Origin of the sequence: Acidovorax sp. A79 (assembly GCF_041154505.1) — a bacterium.
GTDB lineage: Bacteria > Pseudomonadota > Gammaproteobacteria > Burkholderiales > Burkholderiaceae_C > Acidovorax.
This window is the reverse complement of sequence record NZ_AP028672.1, coordinates 4,464,704-4,482,715: the sequence shown is the minus strand read 5'-3', so window position 1 is coordinate 4,482,715 and position 18,012 is coordinate 4,464,704. Positions and strand designations below refer to the sequence as shown.

Genomic DNA, 18,012 nt, shown 5'->3' with positions numbered 1-18,012 from the left:
AAAACAGCCTCCAGCGCCTGTTGAACAAGCGCTGGCAGCTATCAAAAATATAGTCATCAGTTCTCGCGGAGCACACCCCATGGCAACCATTGGACGACGCGCCTACGCCGAAATGTTCGGCCCCACCGTGGGCGACCGCGTGCGCCTGGCCGATACCGAACTCATCCTGGAGGTGGAGGCTGACTACACCCTGCGCGCGGGCAGCTACGGCGAAGAGGTGAAGTTTGGCGGCGGCAAGACCATCCGCGACGGCATGGCGCAAAGCCAGCGCAGCAATGCACAAGGCGCGGTGGACACGGTGCTGACCAACGCCCTGGTGGTGGACCACACCGGCATCTTCAAGGCCGATATCGGACTCAGGGCAGGCCGCATTGCCGCCATCGGCAAGGCGGGCAACCCCGACACCCAGCCGGGCGTGGACATCATCATCGGCCCCGGCACCGAGGTCATCAGCTGCGAGGGCAACATCGTCACCGCGGGCGGCATCGACAGCCACATCCACTTCATCTGCCCGCAGCAGATCGAGGAAGCCCTGGCCAGCGGCGTGACCACCATGCTGGGCGGCGGCACCGGCCCCGCCACGGGCACGCTGGCCACCACCTGCACGTCGGGCCCCTTCAACCTGGAGCGCATGCTGCAGGCGGCAGACGCCTTCCCCATGAACCTGGGCTTTCTGGGCAAGGGCAACGCCAGCCTGCCCGATGCGCTGCATGAGCAGATCAACGCGGGCGCCATCGGCCTCAAGCTGCACGAGGACTGGGGCACCACCCCCTCGGCCATCAGCAACTGCCTGGACGTGGCCGAAGCCACCGACACGCAGGTGGCCATCCACAGCGACACGCTCAACGAATCAGGCTTTGTGGAGGACACCATCGGGGCCGTGGGCGGGCGCGGCATCTGCGCCTTCCACACCGAAGGCGCGGGTGGCGGCCACGCGCCGGACATCCTGCGCGTGGTGGGCGAGGACAACTTCCTGCCCAGCTCCACCAACCCCACCATGCCCTACACGCACAACACGCTGGACGAGCATGTGGACATGCTCATGGTGTGCCACCACCTCGATGCCAGCATTGCCGAAGACCTGGCCTTTGCCGAAAGCCGCATCCGCAAGGAGACGATTGCCGCGGAAGACATCCTGCACGACCTGGGCGCCATCAGCATGATGTCCAGCGACAGCCAGGCCATGGGCCGCGTGGGCGAAGTCATCCTGCGCACCTGGCAAACCGCGCACAAGATGAAGGTGCAGCGCGGCAGCCTGCAAGGTGACACCGCCCGCAACGACAACACGCGCATCAAGCGCTACGTGGCCAAATACACCATCAACCCCGCGATTGCCCACGGCATCAGCCACGAGGTGGGCTCGCTCGAAGTGGGCAAATGGGCTGACATCGTGATCTGGAAGCCCGCCTTCTTCGGCGTGAAGCCCGCGCTCATCCTGAAGGGCGGCATGATCGCCATGGCTGCGATGGGCGACCCCAACGCGTCCATCCCCACGCCGCAGCCCGTGCACTACCGGCCGATGTTCGGCGCGTTCGGCGGGGCCATTGCCAAGACGTCGCTCACCTTCGTGTCGCAGGCAGGCTTGCATGCCGGCATCGGCGAGCGCTTCGGCCTGCGCAAGACGCTGTCCGCCGTGAACAACATCCGCGGCATCCGCAAGCGCGACATGGTGCACAACAGCTACACCCCGAAGATGGAAGTGGACGCCCAGACCTACACCGTGCGCGCCGACGGCCAACTGCTCACCTGCGAGCCCGCCACGGTGCTGCCCATGGCGCAGCGGTACTTCCTGTTCTGAGGTCGCGCTCCATGAATGCTGTGCTGCAAGACCTGCACATCCGCCTGGACGACCTGAGCGATCCGCGCATCGAAGCCTTCATGCAGGAACACCTGCAGGACATGTACGCGGTGTCGCCGCCGGAAAGCGTGCATGCCCTGGAGATGGACCAGCTGCGCCAGCCCGGCATTGCCTTCTGGTCCGCCTGGCTGCCTGACGCGGAGGGCGACGTGCTGGTGGGCACCGGCGCGCTCAAGCAGCTCGACGCCACCCACGCCGAACTCAAGTCCATGCGCACCAGCGCCCGCCACCGGGGCCAGGGCATCGCCCGCCAGTTGCTGAACCACCTGCTCCACGAGGCCCGCTCGCGCGGCTTTGCCCGCATGAGCCTGGAGACGGGCCCGCAGCCCTTCTTCGAGCCCGCGCGCCAGCTGTATTTCCAGAACGGCTTTTCCGAGTGCGGCCCCTTTGCCGACTACGGCCCCGACCCTTACAGCTTCTTCATGACCCGTCGGCTGTAAACCGGGGGCGCCCAACAGGGTTGCGCCCCTGGCCGACAATGCACGGTCTACCCGCTGGAACAAAGAAAAGAAACGCCATGATCCAAGCCTCCAAGCTCATCCCCCAAGGCAAAGGCCTTGCTCCCGTTCTGGTCAAGCGCGCCACCACCATCGAACTGGACTGGGACGTGCGCCAGAAAAGCCGTTTCGCGGCCACCGACTCCGCCGGGCGCGAGCTGGGCATCTTCCTGCCGCGCGGCACGCTGGTGCGCGGTGGCGATGTGCTCGTGGCCGAAGACGGCTCCATGGTCCGCGTGATCGCGGCGCCGCAGCCCGTGCTGGTCATCACACACTGCGCCAACCATGGCAGCCCGTTCGACCTGACCCGCGCCGCCTACCACCTGGGCAACCGCCATGTGCCCATCGAGCTGCAGCCCGATCACCTCAAGATCGAACCTGACCACGTGCTGGCCGACATGCTGCGCGCCATGCACTTGATCGTCAAAGCGCAGGACCTGCCGTTTGAACCCGAGGGCGGCGCCTATGCCGCAGGGCACGGCGGCCATGACCATGACCACGGGCACGATCATGGGCATTCCCACGATGCCGGCCAGGGTCACGGCCATGCGCACGGACACGAACAAGGCGCCGCCCCGGCCCGCGCCCGCCCCGTGGCCATCCCGGTCGTCGCCCAGGGCCATGTGCACGGCCCCGGCTGCAACCACGGCCATGACCATGAAAGCCACGGACACAGCCACTGACGGGCTGAGTACATCCCTTCCCCGCCATGCGCCTCGAACGCCCCGCCTCCCTGCCGGCAGCCAGCCTGCTGCAGCTCATCTGGCTCGCCTCGCCCGCGCTGCCCGTGGGCGGCTTCTCGTATTCCGAGGGGCTGGAAAGCGCGATTGAAAACGCAGGCATCGCCAGCGAAGCCGCCGTGGCCGACTGGCTGCTGGACCAGTTGCACATCACCCAGGCACGCGGCGACATGGCCCTGATCGCCAAGGCCGTGGGCGCCTGGCGCCGCGCCGACTGGGCGCATGTGCGTGAACTCAACGACTGGGTGCTGCACACCCGTGAAACCAGCGAACTGAGGCTGCAGACCGAGCAGATGGGCCGGTCGATGGCCGACTGGCTGCGCAACCAGCACCAGGACGATGAAGAGACCCTGCCCAGAATCCGCCACCTGGCCGCACTGCCCCCGACCTACCCCGTGGCATTCGCGCTGGCCGCCTCCACCACCCAGGCGCCCGTGCGCGACGTGCTGCTGGCCTACGCCTTTGGCTGGGCCGAAAACATGGTCCAGGCCGCACTCAAGTCCATGCAACTGGGCCAAAGCGCTGGCCAGCGCATCCTGGCACGCCTGGCCGATGCCATCCCCCCCGCCGCCGACCACGCCATCGGCCTGATGGACTGCGAGCGCCAGGCCTTTTCTCCCATGCTGGCCATCCTGAGTTCCCAGCACGAAACCCAATACTCCCGCCTCTTCCGATCATGACCACCAGCACCCTGCACCACATCCCGAACCGTACCAAGCAACTGCCCCCCCTGCGCGTGGGCATCGGCGGCCCGGTAGGCTCCGGCAAGACCACGCTGCTGGAAATGCTGTGCAAGGCCATGCGCGACGACTACGACCTCGTCGCCATCACCAACGACATCTACACCAAGGAAGACCAGCGCCTGCTCACGGTGAGCGGCGCGCTGCCACCCGAGCGCATCCTGGGCGTGGAGACCGGAGGCTGCCCCCACACCGCCATCCGCGAAGACTGCTCCATCAACCTCGAAGCCATCGACCGCATGCTGGGCGAGTTCCCCAATGCCGACATCGTGTTCGTGGAAAGCGGCGGCGACAACCTCGCCGCCACCTTCAGCCCCGAGCTGAGCGACCTCACCATCTACGTCATCGACGTCGCCGCCGGCGAAAAAATCCCCCGCAAGGGCGGCCCCGGCATCACCAAGAGCGACCTGTTCATCATCAACAAGACCGACCTGGCCCCCCACGTGGGCGCCAACCTGGACGTCATGCACGCCGACACCACCCGCATGCGCACCAACGCCCAGGGTCTCAAGCCCTTCGTGATGACCAACCTCAAGACATTGGCAGGCGTGGCCGATGTGGTGAAGTTCATCGAGACGCGCGGCATGCTGCTAAAACCCGCGCCCGCCGTGGGCTAGAATTCGCGCCTTCCCTCCCGGAGACTTGGGTGAGCGGTTTAAACCAGCAGTCTTGAAAACTGCCGACGGGCAACCGTCCGTGAGTTCGAATCTCACAGTCTCCGCCATGCCTTGACGCGGCTTTTCAGCCGTGCAAGTAGCTCGCTTTCCTTCTCCGCCTCCATGGCCGCAATGGCCATCCAATGTTCGGGCTCTTCTCCCAATTCGATAGCAAAGTTTCCTGCAAGGACGGGACTTAGGCGGCCCTGTTTCTTTGCCTGCGAGAACGCGCTGGGCGTGATGTTGAACGTTCTTGCCCACGCTGCTGCGTTCTGACGTTCAAGCGCTTTTTCAAACAATTCCATGGTCTGATTCATATTCATAACCCCTCAACATTGAGAGGGTTTTAACAGATTCAGATTGCCAGAGGATTAACAGGGTCTCAACATTCAGACGGTCTCAATACTGAGCACTGAATCTGGAGCCGCCATGACCTCAACACCCTCCGTTTGCACACCCCCTGCCACCAAACGGCCCGGCGGCAGCTTGGCGGCTCCAGCCGATGCCGGGCAGGGGGTGCGCATCTTGGCGCAGGACTATCGCTCGGCGCGCATGTCCATCAATTCGGCGGGCATGGTTGGAACCGCTGGTGATTCGAAGTCGTCTCTGACGCGGTCAATGTCCGGCACTCGCGGATATCGCAGCACCCGATACCCCGCATTCACTAGCAGCACATCGCGGGCTCCGTCTTCCTTCTCCCGCCCTCGATGGCTGCTGTCGTCCAGCTCCACCACAGCCAAAACGCGGAATGCCTTGTCGCAAACCACGAAGTCCGCAACCTTGCGATCGAACGTGTTGCGCGCCGCATATGACCGGGCTGTCAGTAGCGCACTGAAGCTCACTTGCGCCAGCACGACAAGCTCAGGTAAAGCCTGCACAAGCCGGTTGTACATGGCTTGCTCACGGTCGGTCATCAGTGCTTTTTGTTTGGGCTTTTCGCCTTTGCCTCCGCGCTTCTTGTTCGCCCCTGTCATCACTGCCACGACGACCAGCAGCAGGGCCAGCACTGCCAGCAAAACGAATAAATTTTTCATTGGTACTCCCTCTGTTGCAGGAGGAAGTTTCGCATGACCGATAGGCCCATCTTCAACCGTCAATCCGGCGCAGGCATGGTGCCCATGTTCATTGGCCGCGTCCCTCACCAATGGCAGCATGTCCTCGCCTTCCTCGATGCACTACCCAAACAAGACGACGCGGCCGCGACCGGCAAGCGAAGCGCGGGCGCGGCCGCGCCGGCTGTTGTTGCTGATTCTTCTGCTATCAATTTTGGGGGGTGCGTAGCGTCAGCAACAGCTGTCCCCGATGGTAATCACGGGGACAACTTCGAAGGGGGCAGAGCGTGACGATCGCCACCCCCCTCGTCCTCGATGGAAACGAAGTCCTGCTTCGTTTGCATGAAGAGCGCACCGTGACGGGTTCGCCAGTTCATATCGACTGGCTGCGTTTCACGTTGAATCTCCGGTTCGCTCCCATCCCCACGGTGGACACCCTGTTTCCCCCACGCGATGACACCGCCGATTGGGAAAAATCCGCCCACACCATCAGCGAAGAAGACCGTCGACGCCACGATTTGGCCCGCATCCTCCGTGGCCTGGATGATCCCGACTTCGCAGCCACCACCCAGGCCCTGGAGCTTGCAGAGAACGTGTGCGAACTGTTGGGCGATGGCTTCACCGTGGACCCTGAGCTGAAGAAGGGCCACGACTTCTACCGCTACCGCTGGTCGATCATGCGCGCAGGCTCCGAATGCGGCTGGGTGGGATGCCTGTCCAGCGGCGACAGCCCGCGACAGTCCGCCCAGGCCAAAACCCTGCACTGCAACCTCTACGGCGCGGCCTGCACCTTTGCCCGTCCTGGCTGGCACTACCAGATGGCCGACTACCTGGAAGAGCACCGCGCAGTGGTCACGCGTTGCGATCTGGCGCTTGATTTTTTCGAGGGCATCTCAGGCGGCATGGACCGCATCGGCGCCGACTATGACGCGGGTTTGATGGACCACCTCGGCCACCGGCCTAAGCACAGCTGCGTGGGTGCATGGCGCGCTGGTGGCGTGGGCCGATCCTTCTACTTCGGCAGCAAGGCTGCAGGCAAGCAGACCAACGTCTATGACAAGGGTGTGCAGCTGTACGGCGAACAGGATGCCACCGGCTGGCAGCGCATCGAAGTGCGCTACGGCAACCAAAAGCGCTTGCTCCCTGTCGATCTGCTGCGCAGGCCCGCCAACTTCTTTGCAGGCACCAGCGAATGGCACGCGCTGCTGCTGGCCGAGCACGGCGAAGTGGCCCAGGCCGAACCCATCAAAACAGAGCCGCGCCTACCGCTCGAAACGCTGATGGCCGAGTGCACGCGCAACGCACGTTGGTTCTTCTCCACCGCTGGCAAATCCGCCGCCCTGGCCTTCCTCTACATGGACCGAGAAACCCTGGCGGGCTTCATAGAGAACTGCGCCGAGCTTCCTGGCCGCCTGTCGAAGTTCAAGCGTCAGGAGGTCGAGCGCGTCTATCAAGCGATGTTCAAAAAAGTCTCTGGCACCAGCGTTGGCCCCGCTGCGTTCGCCGCATAACCCAGGCCAAAAAGGAAACCCAAATGCGTATGCAAAGCCAAGCCGTGTTGCACGGTATCAAGTCCAGTAAGGGCGACTACGAAGGCCGCGCTTTCGACTCCACCACGTTCCACCTCTCGGTGGATATGGGTCAAAGCTCCAGCGGCGAGAGCATCGGCGTGGTCACCCGCCCGTTCAAGTTCGGCGACTCGTCGGAGTTCCAGAAGTGGGCGCACTTGAAAGCCAAATGGCCCATCACCGGTGTGATGTGCGATTGCGAATTCGACGTGGTCGCAGGTGCTGACAACTCCACCAAGCTCACGCTCCTGGGCATCCGCCCCGCAGCCACGGCCAAAGCCGCAGCCTGACCATGCGCCTCGTCATCCAGTCGCGCACCACGGGCTGCTTTCTCGCGCCCAACGTTGAGGACGGACAGCCCGAATGGGTCATGTTGCTGTCCGAGGCTGCAACGCTGGATGACGTGGAAACCTGCGTCCAGCTGATCGAAGACCACGCCGAGCCGTTTCACCGGCCTGCTGTCGTGGACCTTGACGACCTCTATGGAAAGTCCCTTCATGCCTGAAATCGACCTCCCTCACGTGGCCCGGCAACTCGCCATCCTGGGCATCTGCAGCGGCTTCGTAGGCGCTGCCCTGTGGACCCTCGTCACGGGCTCCCTCGGTGTCCTGGCCGCACGCCTGCACGCCCGCGCCGTGCGCCGTCAACGCATCGCCCAAGCACGTGCCCGCGCCACCGGCCATGCCTGAACAAACCATTCAATGCGCCTCGGCCTGCACGGTCACTGTGGTGCACGAAATCACGCTTCCCGTTCTCGATCTGAGCCCGGCTGAAGCGGCACAAATCAGCAGCGCCATCCTGCTGGTGTGGTCTGTGGGATGGGCCTTCCGGTCCCTCATCCAGACCATTCGATCCGATGGAAATTCATCAACCCAAGAGGACTGAAAAATGAACCGCATCAATGCACAAACCCGCCGCTTTGCCACTGCTGCCGCAGTCGGTGCCCTGGCTCTTGTCAACAACGCGCACGCCGCCATCGATGTGACCGGCGTGGTCTCCGAGATCGGCGACACCATCGCGCCCATCGGCCTGATCGGCGCCGCCGTGCTGCTGGTCGTGGTGGCGATTGCCGCCTTCAAGTGGGTGCGCCGCGCTATCTCCTAAGCGCCCCTCGCATGTGCTCCCTGACCGGCCGGCAGGGGCCTTGCAAAAGTCCACGCGGTGGGCTTCTTCAAGGTGCAAAGCAAATGGGCCTCTTCGTCATCGTCGCAATCCTGGGGGCCGCATGGCTGATCTTCTCCGCGTAGCGCTGGTGCGCGCTCTCCTGCTGCTCTCCCTCGTATGGTCCGTGCCGTCCTCGGCGCTCCAGGTCATCACTACGTATCCGCCGAACACATGCAACGCTCAGAATCATCCTCGTGGGTACACGAACATTCCAGACGCTACGGCAACGTGGATTTGCGGCATCAGTGGGGTTGAGAGCAACTGTGGATGGAGCTACGTTTCTCCGACTTACGGATGGGATGGCACCGCCGCTAACGGCGTTGTTAATGGCGTGTGCAACCTCCCCCCTCCCGTCAATAGCTGCACCTCCGGCGCTACGCTCGGAACGAACGCGCACGGAGACCGTACGTGTACCTGCGATTCGGGCCTCACGGAACAAAACGGCCAATGCAAACCACCGGTGACAAGCTGTCCGCCTGGGCAGCATGAGGAGGGTGGTGCATGTGTCCCCGACGCCTGCAAACCCAATGAAGTCCGCGTCAACGGCGTGTGTGTTCCAGAGCCACCGTGCGATCCCGGATATACGCGCATCAACGGCAAGTGCGTGAAAGACAAATGCCCGAAGGCTGGCACCAGCGCCGGGGAGGGCTGGGAGATGGACTCGGCGGCCACGGAATATGCATGCTTGGATCAGGGCGTGAGCTTCGATGGTCCCGTGCAGTACTGCATGATCAAGGTGGTCAACACCGTGGACGTCAGCTACAACGGCAAGACGTTCTACTATGGGAGCGGCACATACACGGGCGGTCAGTGCCAGGGCGGCACGGGTGGCGGTGATGGTCCCGGCACTGGCCCCGGCGAGGGCCCTGGAGAGGGTCCGGGCGAAGGTCCTGGTACGGGTCCTGGCACCGGTCCTGGCACGAACCCTGGTGGCGGCCCCAAGCCACCGGACCCCAACAATCCGCCCCCTCCACCGCCGCCTCCGGTCCCCCCGGACAGCAATGGCAATTGCCCGCCTGGAACCCAGCGCTACAGCAACGGTAATTGCTATGCGCCCACCCCGCCGCCGCAGCCACCAAACAGCAATGGCACGTGCCCACCTGGAACCTCCAAGGTAGGCACCAGCTGCGTCTCGCCCTCGCCGCCCGGCAAGCCCATCCCGGAAAAACCAAACGAGAACGGCGACTGTGGTCCAGGCTTCCACCGCGAGGGGAATTGGTGCGTGATCAACCCCAAACCTCCCGAAGGCGGCACCTGTCCCGTGGGCACGCACTTGGTCAATGAACTCTGCGTCTGGAATCCCGGTGTACCGCCCGATGGTGGTGGCAATGGCAATGGGGACGGCGACGGTGATGGGGATAGCGGTTTTGCGGGCTCATGTGCTGCAGGCTTCAATTGCGAAGGGGATGCCATTCAGTGCGCGATTGCGAAGGAGCAGCACATCAGGGCCTGTAAGCTGTTCGACGACAAAAGCGCGGAGTCTGAGCTCTACGACAAGGAAAAGGGCAAGGAAGGCGTGCAGACAAAAGACCTTCCCGGTAACAAGTCCGAGACCATGACGGGCCGCATCAACATGAGCGATGCACTGGGCGGTGGTGGTCAATGCATTCAGGACCTGAGCGTCGTTGTGATGGGCCAGTCTATGACCCTGCCTTTCAGCAAGATCTATCCAAGCATCGCGGTCATTGGAAACATCATGGTCGCGGTGTCGCTGCTGCTGGCCGCTCGTATTCTTGTGAGGGGGTAAGCCATGCCTGTATTCATCGCTGCCATCGGCGGCATGCTCTTGAATCTCGTCGGCTCGCTGGTTGGCCGTGTGTTGATCGCCTTGGGCATGTGCGTCATCACCTATACCGGCGTGAACGCCGCGCTGGATGAGCTCAAGAATCAAGCCATTCAGCAGTTTTCATCCCTGCCCCCTGAGGTGTTCTCGATGCTTGCGGCCATGAAGGTGGGGGTGGCTATCAGCATCGTGACCAGCGCCATGGCGGCACGCATGCTGCTCGATGGCCTCACGTCCGATACGTTCAAGCGCTGGGCGCTCAAGGTATAGCCCATGCTGCACATCATCAGCGGCGCCAATGGCGCGGGAAAGACCCTGAACACCCTCAAATGGGTACGTGAGCGCCAGCTCAAGGAAAACCGCCCCGTGTGTCACAACGGGCGCTTTGAACCCGTCGAAGGCGGGGAGCTTGCGGGCTGGAAAAAAATCGACTTCAAGGATTGGCAGGCAGAGCCGGATGGCACGATCTTTCTGATCGATGAGGCACACAATGATCTGCCAAACCGCCCGGCAGGGGCCGCAGTGCCGGACCCCGTCAAGATGCTGGCAGAGCACCGCAGGCGCGGCTTTGATTTCTATCTGGTCACCCAGCATCCCCAGAACCTCGATAGCTTCGTGCGCAGGCTCGTCGGCCCGCCTGGATGGCACCGGCACCTCAAACGCTCCTTTGGCGTCGATATGGTCAGCGTGCTGGAGTGGTCCGCCGTCAATCCCAACTGCGAGAAGGATGGCAGCGGCAAGACGGGCACGGTGACCATGCAAGCCTTCCCAAAGGAGGTCTACGGCTGGTACAAAAGCGCCAGCCTGCACACCGGCAAAAAGAAGCTGCCTGCGAAGCTCTGGGTATTCCTGGCCTGCGTGCTGCTCATCCCGCTGCTGATCTGGTTTGCATCGTCCAAGCTGCTGGCAAAGACCGAGGCGAAGGTGCAGGCGAAAACCGCCAGCGAGGCCCAGGCGCAGGCCAATGCGATGCCGCAGCAGGTAGCGGCAAAGCTCACGCCCGACCAGTACATCCAAGAGCGCTCACCGCGCCTCAAAGACTTCCCGCACACGGCCCCGGCCTATGACGAGGTGACCAAGCCCACCGTGGCGCCATACCCTGCGGCGTGCATCACGATGGGCAAAACTTGCAAGTGCTACTCACAGCAGGCCACGCTTCTGCAGGTCAGCGGCCCCGTGTGCCTGCAGATCGTGGCGCAGGGCTTCTTTGTGGACTGGCAGCAGCAGAACCAGCAACAGGGCCAACACGCCATTCAGGGCCCGCAGATGCAGCCTATGCAGGTCCGGGGGCGCCCCGCAGAGCCACCACCGCAGCAGGTGCGCACGGTGCCCATGCCGACCCCGCAGTTACAGCAGCCTGGCCAGATCACCCAGGCAGACATACCCCAGGCGCTGGGCATCAGAAACCCTGCGTTCAATGTCCACCCGCACAACAGCGGCAGTCAAGGCGGCTGACGTCGCGCCACATCGTTCTGAGAGACAAACCGGGGCCCCGGGAACGGAGGCCTTGTGCCGCAGTGGTGGGGTCGGGGTATGGGGTGAAAAACCCCATGTCAGCCGGTTATGCAACCCGTGCCCTATCTAGACCAGCGATACACTGTTTTACAGGAGGGACAACATGCAAAGGCGCTCGTACCAGACAGAGGACGAAGGGTCGTTTCTGCTGGACATCATCAAGATTGCAATCGGCGTATTCATCGGCGGGCTTGCAGCTGCCTTCACGTACGAAGCCATCCTTGCATACCGGACTGAAATGGCGATACGCAAGGTGCAAGAGGAAGTCAAAGCCCAGGCGGACCGCATCGAAAGGCAAGACGCCCGTCGTCGCCAAGCCGAGTCCGAGACCCGCGATGCAGCGCAGCTTGAGGCGGATCAACTCCGCTCTGCCAAGGCTCTCGCGCAGCGACTGGAGACCGAGCGCCAGCAGCGCAAAGATGCCGCCTGGGCTAAGTTCTACCAGCCTTCTCCCAACTGCAAGATCGACCCCGGCACCACCCCGTGCGCCAACGAACACATGGTTGCTCGGAAGCGCTTTGAAGGCCAATACGTAGACCGTTGACCTCCTACGGCTACGCGCGCGTTTCCACCACCGAGCAGAACACCGCCGTGCAGCTCGCGGCCTTCAAACGCGCGGGAATCAAACACGTTGTGCAGGAAAAGCGCAGCGGCGTCGCGCAACGCCCTGAGCTGCAAAGCCTCCTTGCTCGCCTGCGCCCCGGTGATGTTCTTGTGGTCTACAAGCTCGATCGCCTGTCCCGCAGTCTGCGCGACCTTCTTCGCCTACTGGAGTCCCTGGAGCAAGCTGGCGTCACGTTCCGCAGCCTTACGGAATCTATCGACACCAGCAGCCCAGCGGGCCGCATGTTCTGCCACATGCTGGGCGCCTTCGCGGAGTTCGAACGGGCCATGATTCGTGAGCGCTGCGCCGCTGGATTTGAGGCCGCTAAGGCAAGAGGCCAAACGTTCGGAAGGGCACGTTCTATGCCCCAAAAGACCGAGGCAAAATTAGTCCGCATGTACCTCTCAGGCAACTACACAATGCAGGCCCTCGCGGATCACTTTGGCGTGCACACTTCCAGTGTCAAACGTGCAGTTTACAGAATCACGAAACCCGAGCACAGCAGCTTAAGATAGCGACGTGCGTATCTCATTGCATAGACAGGAAACGGCCAGTACCGGCCGTTGGCTGATGCCGTTCACCTCGACCAGAAGAAGCCGCCATGACTAGGTATCAAGTCGCAATAGTTCTGCTTATCTTTGCCGTTGTGCAGTCAATCTTGGCTGTAAAAATCGCCAAGCTAAGCAAGCGCAGGTCTTCACAAAAATCTGCGCAACTCGATGTAGAAATTAACCGTCTGAATGCAATTAGCAAGCGTATTCAAGTGGCGGCTTGCAGTGCACTTCTTGTTTGGCTGGCAATTCAATACTTCGCATAGCCGCCAAAACCAGCCGTGGCAGACGGTTGGATCCAACCCCCTCGAAAGCGGACGTTCGTCGCAGAATCAGGAGCTAGCTGGAGGCAAAGGAATGCAAATTCGTCGAGCGCGTGAGTCGGACCAAGATGCGGTGCTCAGCCTGTACCGTGAGCTACGTCCAAGAGCTATCGCGCGTGGACGCTCCTCATGTCAAACGTTAGGTGCCCTTTGAAAGCGTCTGTGGCGATCTCGATTGGCGTCTTGTGCAGCCTGGTTCTGCTAGCGCTATTGTTCGCGGTACTCGGATGCCACGAGCTCCTTGTGCCTGGCGTCCTTGTATTGCTTGCACTTGGGGTGTTTGCTTTACTGCGCGCACGGCTGTTTGTGCGCATGGGGGCCTCGGTGTTGATGTTTGCTATCGATGTAGCGCTTGCCTCGCAAGCGATGTGCAGGTCTGACTCCGAGCCCAAATCCGCACCTAGCTCAGAGCCTAGTCGACGAGGTACACCTAACCTCCCCATCGAGCGGCAGCTGTCGGCAAGCCGCTAGCTGCCGCTCATGTCGAACGTTGAGCGTCCGCTTTGCTAGCCGCCACCGACTGCTCCTGGCCGAATTCTGCCCCCTGCGTTCGGCGAACATCGGCTTGAAGCTAGGTCGCGGAAACTGCTCTACAACGCTTTGGATGGCTGTTGCCTGATTTTTGTCCAGTACTCATCGGCAATGTCGGCATCAATGGCTGGCTGAACATTTGTCTCGTACAGCGCATCTCTACCGTCTCGACGCGGACCCGAAATCCAATAGTGTTCACCAGTCTCGACGTCAAAGTAGTTTGACTTGAATCCAGTGCCTTTGAGGCTCTGAAACGCTTTACCTTGGTAATACAGAGTCGCACCTGTCTTCGACACAGTCACACGGCCAATTCGCGCAGGCCCGGTAAGGCCGCCCGACTTCGCTTCGATGTACATGATTCTGCTTTTCATAACTTCTGACGCCCGCTCCTGGCCGATAGCGGAAAGTCTATCAGCGGTGCTATTTGCGACACACGATCCGCATGGTCGCGGCATACGCAACTAGAAGAGTCCCCTCAGGCAAGCGAACAAACACGCTGCACTCTAGAAATCCCTACAAGTGTTTGGTTCGAAAACCACAGTCTCCGCCAGAACGCAAGAATGGCACCCCCGCAGTGGGGACCTCTTTGTCTTCGCGTGGCCGATCACAATGAAGGGCATCCGACAGGCCTTTCATTTCCGCACAAGCCGAACTCGCTACGGCTGGCCATGGCAAGCACCGTGGTGGCGCACCTTCGGTCATCCTGAACGGTATCCATCAACGACCCGGCATCCATCACCCCCCGGAAACCGGCGGGGCGAAGCCCAGCACGCCGTCCACCAGCAGCATCAAGAGTGCTGCGCGCAAGTCGTCGCTGGTGTCCGTAACCCCCGTGACGAGGCCGCGCTGCACCCAAATGGCGCGCCCATTGAAGTTCGCGTCGCCCGTGGTGGATTGCAGGTGGCGCGCCAGGATCTCAACCCGTGCATAGTCGCTGTCCGAAATCGAATTTGCAACCGTGATGGTGCTGCTCATGGAGTCCTTGGCGAATCCGGTCAGTGCGCCTCAAGGTTCAATCATTCATCGCGTGCCTGGCACCCTGCGCGCGGCGCGGCGCATTCACAAAGCCACCTTTCAGCGCGTCTTCCACCACGAGCCGGAGGAGGTTCTCGCGCAAGCTGTCGACAGTGTCGGTGACCACGAACTCCTCGACCGGGCCCCGGGTGACCGCGATGGCAACGCCGTCGAAGTTGGCGTCGGTCTGCTGAAGGCAACGCATTACGTCCAGCACACGTTCAAAAGCCTCTTGCGGCACCTTCTGTGCAATGGTGATGTGGATGTTCATGTCTGACCTGGGTTGCAGGGTTGCTGAGCTTGCAGCGAAGAGACCCAGCCCCAGCGGTCATCGATGCCGCCTCCAGCTTGCGCCACCGCGCGGCATCCGTCTATGGGCGCGGTCCTACATCCTCGCTTTTATCTTTGCGATGGATGGATGAATGAATGGACTGGCCGCGCGCAATGGCCGAGGTGCTTGTGCGAACCGCGATGTCCTTGACGCCATCATCCCTGCACCTTCGCACCACGCAGCAGGGCGCAAAAAAAGCCCACCGGAGTGGGCTCTGCGCTGTGCAACAGCCTGGCTCAGCGTTGCCGGCGCCGCAGCCCCACGAGAGCACCGGCGGCCAGCAGGCCAGACATGAGGAGCATGGCCCATTCACTGAGCGTGGGAATGCTGGCTGTCGAAGCCACCACAATGGTGAAGGAATCTGCGGTGGGCCCAGCCCCCCAGGTCCAGGTATAGGAGCCCGGGGTGAGGCCGAGGGCCGCCATCGTGGTTCCCGCCCAGGTCGTTGTGGAGGGCGCCAGGGGGGCGCCGGAAACATAGCCGACGGGCACTCCAATCCACGCCCCCGAAGTGATGCCCGCCGCGTCGCCGGTGGTACTGGAGGACAGGATGCCTGCGCCCGACCCATAGTCCGCAGGCCCCAGCGTGGTGATCGCATAGATGCTCGACGGCGGCGTTCCGACCAGAGCCATTCCAAGATTGGGGATGATCACCGCCGGTGAAATGGTGTTCCCGGCAAAAGTCGCCCCCGAGGTGTTGATGCTGCCGCTTCCCGTGGCGACGACATCTGGGCCGCTCTGAACAAAATTCAGCGTGTACGCAGCGTGTGAATGGCCGCAAGCAAACACCAGCGCCATGGCCGCGCATTGGACGATTTTCATTGATTCCCCCTGTGAGCGGACGTTTGTAACACGCCGTGAGAAGTCGGCCAACTTCTGGCTGCGCACGTGGCCGCACGGCAGGCGGCGGGCAGGGGTGAAGCCCCGCGGCCGCTGACTCGAAACAAAGCCCTCGCGGCTGCTGTCCGGACCGGCTCCGTTGGTTCGCAGGCCCTCAGCGCCCCCGGCCAGCACGCAAAAAAAAGCCCGCAGTGCGCGGGCTGAACACTTGCTTGTGCAAGCGGGAGGGATGTCGAGAGGGTATCGACGCACGCATCCTAAAACGCCCGTCTTGTGCCAGCTGTAGGACAACATCGCGTGCGGTCCGCGCCGCCGCGGGCAGGGGCTACCGGGCCGATGCAAACCCGCAGGCCGGGTTGTTACGCGCGGACACGCCGCCCGGCGGAGGGTTCTAGTATGGTGAGCGGATTCGATACCCGAAGGATCCACATGTTGAAAGCTTCTCTTGCCCTTGTGGGCGGCGTGACCTTGGCTGCCGCCATGACGGGCTGCTCCGGTTATGGCCAGACACCCGCCCCGTCCTCCTCCAGCGGGCCCGGCAGCGCCACGCCTTCACCGGCGGCGCCTGCGGCAGCGGTGTGCAACGCCCAGCCCGCGCAGTTCGCGGTGGGGCAGAACAGCACCTCCTCGGTCATGGAGTCCGCACGCGCCCGCTCGGGCGCGCAACTGGCCCGCATCCTGCGGCCGGGGCAGATGATCACCAAGGAGTTTGATGCGCAGCGCCTGAACCTGGAGGTGGATGCCAACGGGCGGATCATCGCCGTGCGCTGCGGCTGACCCGGCCCGCGACACCGGGCACGCGGCGGGCGCCCGCGATCCTTCAGTCGGCCAGAAAGAGTTCCTGCAGGTCGCTCAGGAAATCGAAGCCCCGCTCCGTCGGGCGCACGCGGGCCATGTCGCGTTCGATCAAGCCCTTGCGCTCGGCCGCCTCCAGGCCTTTGGCGATGGCGGTGACGGGCAGGCCGGTGCGGGCCATGAAGTCCTGCAGCGCAAAGCCCTCGCGCAGCCGCAAGGCATTGAGCATGAATTCGAACGGCAGGTCGGCGCGGCGCACCTCGTCATCCTGGGCCACGGCGCGGCCGGCCAGGGCGTTGTCCATATAGCGGCCCGGATCGCGAAAGCGCACCTGGCGCACCACGCGGTGCGCAAAGCTCAGCTTGCTGTGCGCGCCCGCGCCAATGCCCAGATAGTCGCCGAACTGCCAGTAGTTGGTGTTGTGAAAACACTGGTGCCCCGCCCGGGCGTAGGCCGAGATTTCATAGCGCCCCAGCCCCGCCTGCCCGGTCATCTCCGTGATGCGGTCCAGCATCGCATAGGCCTGGTCATCCTCGGGCACGGCCGGCGGAAACTTCGCGAAGTAGGTGTTGGGCTCGATGGTCAGGTGGTAGATGGAGATGTGCGGCGGCTTCAGAGCCAGCGCCGTCTGCATGTCCTGCTCCAGCTCTTGCAGCGTTTGCCCCGGCAGCGCGTACATGATGTCGAGGTTGAACGTGTCGAAGGCCTGGGCAGCCTCCTCCACCGCCGCCAGGGCCTGGGCGCAGTCATGCACCCGGCCCAGGGCCTGGAGGTGCCGGTCGTTGAAACTCTGCACCCCCACCGACAGGCGTGTGACGCCCGCTGCACGGAACGCTCGGAAGCGGTCTTTTTCGAAGGTGCCGGGGTTGGCCTCCAGGGTGATCTCGCAATCGGCCTCCAGCCGCAGGCGGGCGCGGATGTCGCCGATCAGCCGGTCAATGGCTGCGGGCGAGAACAGGCTGGGCGTGCCCCCGCCGATGAAGATGCTGTGCACCGTGCGGCCCCAGATCAGCGGCAGCGCCGCCTCCAGGTCGGCCATCAACGCGTCGATGTAGCGTTGCTCGGGCAAACCGCCCCCTCCCGGATCACCGGCGGCCTCGCGGTACTCATGCGAGTTGAAGTCGCAGTACGGGCATTTCTTCAGGCACCAGGGCAGGTGCACATACAAGGACAGTGGAGGCAGGCTGGGCAATTGCAGCAGGCCGGGCCGCATGTAGTGCTGGATGTCGCGCACCACGGCGGGCGCATCAGCAGCAGCAGCAGCAGCAGGAATGATGGGAATAGCCATTGCAAGCCTCAAAGGTTCATAGCGCTCGCGCCGCGGTACCCGCCTGCAGCGGGAGCTGTCGCGCGCACGACCGCCGCGCAAGGGGCGCCCAGGCGGCGCAGCTGCGTTTCACTTGCGTGCGCTGGCGGTGTCCCCCTCTGGGGGAAGGCGCGAAGCGACTCAG

At 63.0% G+C, this 18,012-nt stretch carries 26 protein-coding genes and 1 tRNA gene; 20 read left to right on the top strand and 7 right to left on the bottom strand.

Annotated features, from left to right (window positions below):
• The first annotated feature begins 79 nt into the window (after positions 1–79).
• The 6 genes from ureC (at position 80) to ACAM51_RS20650 (ending at position 4,559) form a co-directional block, all read left to right on the top strand.
• On the top strand, positions 80–1,798 hold the full coding sequence (gene ureC / locus ACAM51_RS20675; RefSeq protein WP_369641716.1) for an urease subunit alpha: 1,719 nt from the start codon (positions 80–82) through the stop codon (positions 1,796–1,798).
• 11 nt (positions 1,799–1,809) lie between these two features.
• Complete coding sequence (locus tag ACAM51_RS20670; protein ID WP_369641715.1) at positions 1,810–2,298, top strand: GNAT family N-acetyltransferase; 489 nt, start codon at positions 1,810–1,812, stop codon at positions 2,296–2,298.
• Between the two features lie 77 nt (positions 2,299–2,375).
• The gene (gene ureE / locus ACAM51_RS20665) at positions 2,376–3,038 is read left to right on the top strand and encodes an urease accessory protein UreE (RefSeq protein WP_369641714.1); all 663 of its coding nucleotides are present in this window, start codon (positions 2,376–2,378) and stop codon (positions 3,036–3,038) included.
• 26 nt (positions 3,039–3,064) lie between these two features.
• Positions 3,065–3,775 carry an urease accessory protein UreF gene (locus ACAM51_RS20660; protein WP_369641713.1) on the top strand — a complete coding sequence of 237 codons (711 nt, stop codon included), beginning with the start codon at positions 3,065–3,067 and terminating at the stop codon, positions 3,773–3,775.
• On the top strand, positions 3,772–4,452 hold the full coding sequence (gene ureG, locus ACAM51_RS20655; protein ID WP_369641712.1) for an urease accessory protein UreG: 681 nt from the start codon (positions 3,772–3,774) through the stop codon (positions 4,450–4,452). The genes ACAM51_RS20660 and ureG overlap by 4 nt, the downstream gene beginning before the upstream one ends.
• 19 nt (positions 4,453–4,471) lie before the next feature.
• Positions 4,472–4,559 (top strand) — tRNA-Ser (locus tag ACAM51_RS20650).
• Here ACAM51_RS20650 and ACAM51_RS20645 read toward each other — a convergent pair.
• On the bottom strand, positions 4,545–4,796 hold the full coding sequence (locus ACAM51_RS20645; protein WP_369641711.1) for a hypothetical protein: 252 nt from the start codon (positions 4,794–4,796) through the stop codon (positions 4,545–4,547). The genes ACAM51_RS20650 and ACAM51_RS20645 overlap by 15 nt on opposite strands.
• A 231-nt stretch (positions 4,797–5,027) precedes the next feature.
• Positions 5,028–5,525: a DUF2726 domain-containing protein gene (locus tag ACAM51_RS20640; RefSeq protein WP_369641710.1), complete on the bottom strand. Its 498-nt coding sequence runs from the start codon at positions 5,523–5,525 to the stop codon at positions 5,028–5,030.
• Between the two features lie 33 nt (positions 5,526–5,558).
• Between ACAM51_RS20640 and ACAM51_RS20635 the strand changes: the two genes are divergently transcribed.
• The 13 genes from ACAM51_RS20635 (at position 5,559) to ACAM51_RS20575 (ending at position 12,994) form a co-directional block, all read left to right on the top strand.
• Positions 5,559–5,834: a hypothetical protein gene (locus ACAM51_RS20635; RefSeq protein ID WP_369641709.1), complete on the top strand. Its 276-nt coding sequence runs from the start codon at positions 5,559–5,561 to the stop codon at positions 5,832–5,834.
• Positions 5,831–7,054 (top strand): replication initiation factor domain-containing protein, encoded by a 1,224-nt coding sequence (locus ACAM51_RS20630; RefSeq protein WP_218293563.1) that lies wholly within the window; start codon positions 5,831–5,833, stop codon positions 7,052–7,054. The genes ACAM51_RS20635 and ACAM51_RS20630 overlap by 4 nt, the downstream gene beginning before the upstream one ends.
• Positions 7,055–7,083: 29 nt before the next feature.
• The gene (locus ACAM51_RS20625; RefSeq protein WP_369641708.1) at positions 7,084–7,401 is read left to right on the top strand and encodes a hypothetical protein; all 318 of its coding nucleotides are present in this window, start codon (positions 7,084–7,086) and stop codon (positions 7,399–7,401) included.
• Positions 7,402–7,403: 2 nt separating this feature from the next.
• A complete protein-coding gene (locus tag ACAM51_RS20620) occupies positions 7,404–7,616 on the top strand; it encodes a hypothetical protein (protein ID WP_218293561.1) in 213 nt (70 codons plus the stop codon).
• A complete protein-coding gene (locus ACAM51_RS20615; RefSeq protein WP_369641707.1) occupies positions 7,609–7,800 on the top strand; it encodes a hypothetical protein in 192 nt (63 codons plus the stop codon). The genes ACAM51_RS20620 and ACAM51_RS20615 overlap by 8 nt, the downstream gene beginning before the upstream one ends.
• Positions 7,793–7,996 (top strand): hypothetical protein, encoded by a 204-nt coding sequence (locus ACAM51_RS20610; protein ID WP_369641706.1) that lies wholly within the window; start codon positions 7,793–7,795, stop codon positions 7,994–7,996. The genes ACAM51_RS20615 and ACAM51_RS20610 overlap by 8 nt, the downstream gene beginning before the upstream one ends.
• A gap of 3 nt (positions 7,997–7,999) precedes the next feature.
• Complete coding sequence (locus ACAM51_RS20605; RefSeq protein ID WP_369641705.1) at positions 8,000–8,215, top strand: major capsid protein; 216 nt, start codon at positions 8,000–8,002, stop codon at positions 8,213–8,215.
• Positions 8,216–9,497: 1,282 nt separating this feature from the next.
• Positions 9,498–10,022: a hypothetical protein gene (locus tag ACAM51_RS20600; protein ID WP_369641704.1), complete on the top strand. Its 525-nt coding sequence runs from the start codon at positions 9,498–9,500 to the stop codon at positions 10,020–10,022.
• 3 nt (positions 10,023–10,025) lie between these two features.
• A complete protein-coding gene (locus tag ACAM51_RS20595) occupies positions 10,026–10,328 on the top strand; it encodes a DUF2523 domain-containing protein (protein ID WP_218293556.1) in 303 nt (100 codons plus the stop codon).
• A 3-nt stretch (positions 10,329–10,331) separates the two neighbouring features.
• Positions 10,332–11,513 carry a zonular occludens toxin domain-containing protein gene (locus ACAM51_RS20590; protein ID WP_369641703.1) on the top strand — a complete coding sequence of 394 codons (1,182 nt, stop codon included), beginning with the start codon at positions 10,332–10,334 and terminating at the stop codon, positions 11,511–11,513.
• A gap of 163 nt (positions 11,514–11,676) precedes the next feature.
• Entirely contained in the window at positions 11,677–12,117 is a 441-nt protein-coding gene (locus ACAM51_RS20585) for a hypothetical protein (protein ID WP_369641702.1), read from the top strand.
• Positions 12,114–12,692: a recombinase family protein gene (locus ACAM51_RS20580; RefSeq protein WP_369641701.1), complete on the top strand. Its 579-nt coding sequence runs from the start codon at positions 12,114–12,116 to the stop codon at positions 12,690–12,692. The genes ACAM51_RS20585 and ACAM51_RS20580 overlap by 4 nt, the downstream gene beginning before the upstream one ends.
• A gap of 86 nt (positions 12,693–12,778) precedes the next feature.
• Complete coding sequence (locus ACAM51_RS20575; RefSeq protein ID WP_369641700.1) at positions 12,779–12,994, top strand: hypothetical protein; 216 nt, start codon at positions 12,779–12,781, stop codon at positions 12,992–12,994.
• A gap of 647 nt (positions 12,995–13,641) precedes the next feature.
• Here ACAM51_RS20575 and ACAM51_RS20570 read toward each other — a convergent pair.
• The 4 genes from ACAM51_RS20570 to ACAM51_RS20555 all read right to left on the bottom strand — a co-directional run bounded on the left by ACAM51_RS20570 (position 13,642) and on the right by ACAM51_RS20555 (position 15,748).
• The gene (locus ACAM51_RS20570) at positions 13,642–13,938 is read right to left on the bottom strand and encodes a 1-deoxy-D-xylulose-5-phosphate synthase (RefSeq protein WP_369641699.1); all 297 of its coding nucleotides are present in this window, start codon (positions 13,936–13,938) and stop codon (positions 13,642–13,644) included.
• Between the two features lie 379 nt (positions 13,939–14,317).
• On the bottom strand, positions 14,318–14,557 hold the full coding sequence (locus ACAM51_RS20565) for a hypothetical protein (RefSeq protein WP_218293550.1): 240 nt from the start codon (positions 14,555–14,557) through the stop codon (positions 14,318–14,320).
• Between the two features lie 37 nt (positions 14,558–14,594).
• A complete protein-coding gene (locus tag ACAM51_RS20560; protein ID WP_218341511.1) occupies positions 14,595–14,867 on the bottom strand; it encodes a hypothetical protein in 273 nt (90 codons plus the stop codon).
• 296 nt (positions 14,868–15,163) lie between these two features.
• Positions 15,164–15,748: an IPTL-CTERM sorting domain-containing protein gene (locus ACAM51_RS20555; RefSeq protein ID WP_255591736.1), complete on the bottom strand. Its 585-nt coding sequence runs from the start codon at positions 15,746–15,748 to the stop codon at positions 15,164–15,166.
• A gap of 447 nt (positions 15,749–16,195) precedes the next feature.
• On the opposite strand from ACAM51_RS20555, the gene ACAM51_RS20550 reads away from it, so the two are divergent.
• Complete coding sequence (locus tag ACAM51_RS20550; protein WP_369641698.1) at positions 16,196–16,543, top strand: I78 family peptidase inhibitor; 348 nt, start codon at positions 16,196–16,198, stop codon at positions 16,541–16,543.
• A gap of 43 nt (positions 16,544–16,586) precedes the next feature.
• On the opposite strand, the gene hemW is transcribed toward ACAM51_RS20550, so the two are convergent.
• The gene (hemW, locus tag ACAM51_RS20545; protein ID WP_369641697.1) at positions 16,587–17,849 is read right to left on the bottom strand and encodes a radical SAM family heme chaperone HemW; all 1,263 of its coding nucleotides are present in this window, start codon (positions 17,847–17,849) and stop codon (positions 16,587–16,589) included.
• Positions 17,850–18,012 lie beyond the last annotated feature (163 nt).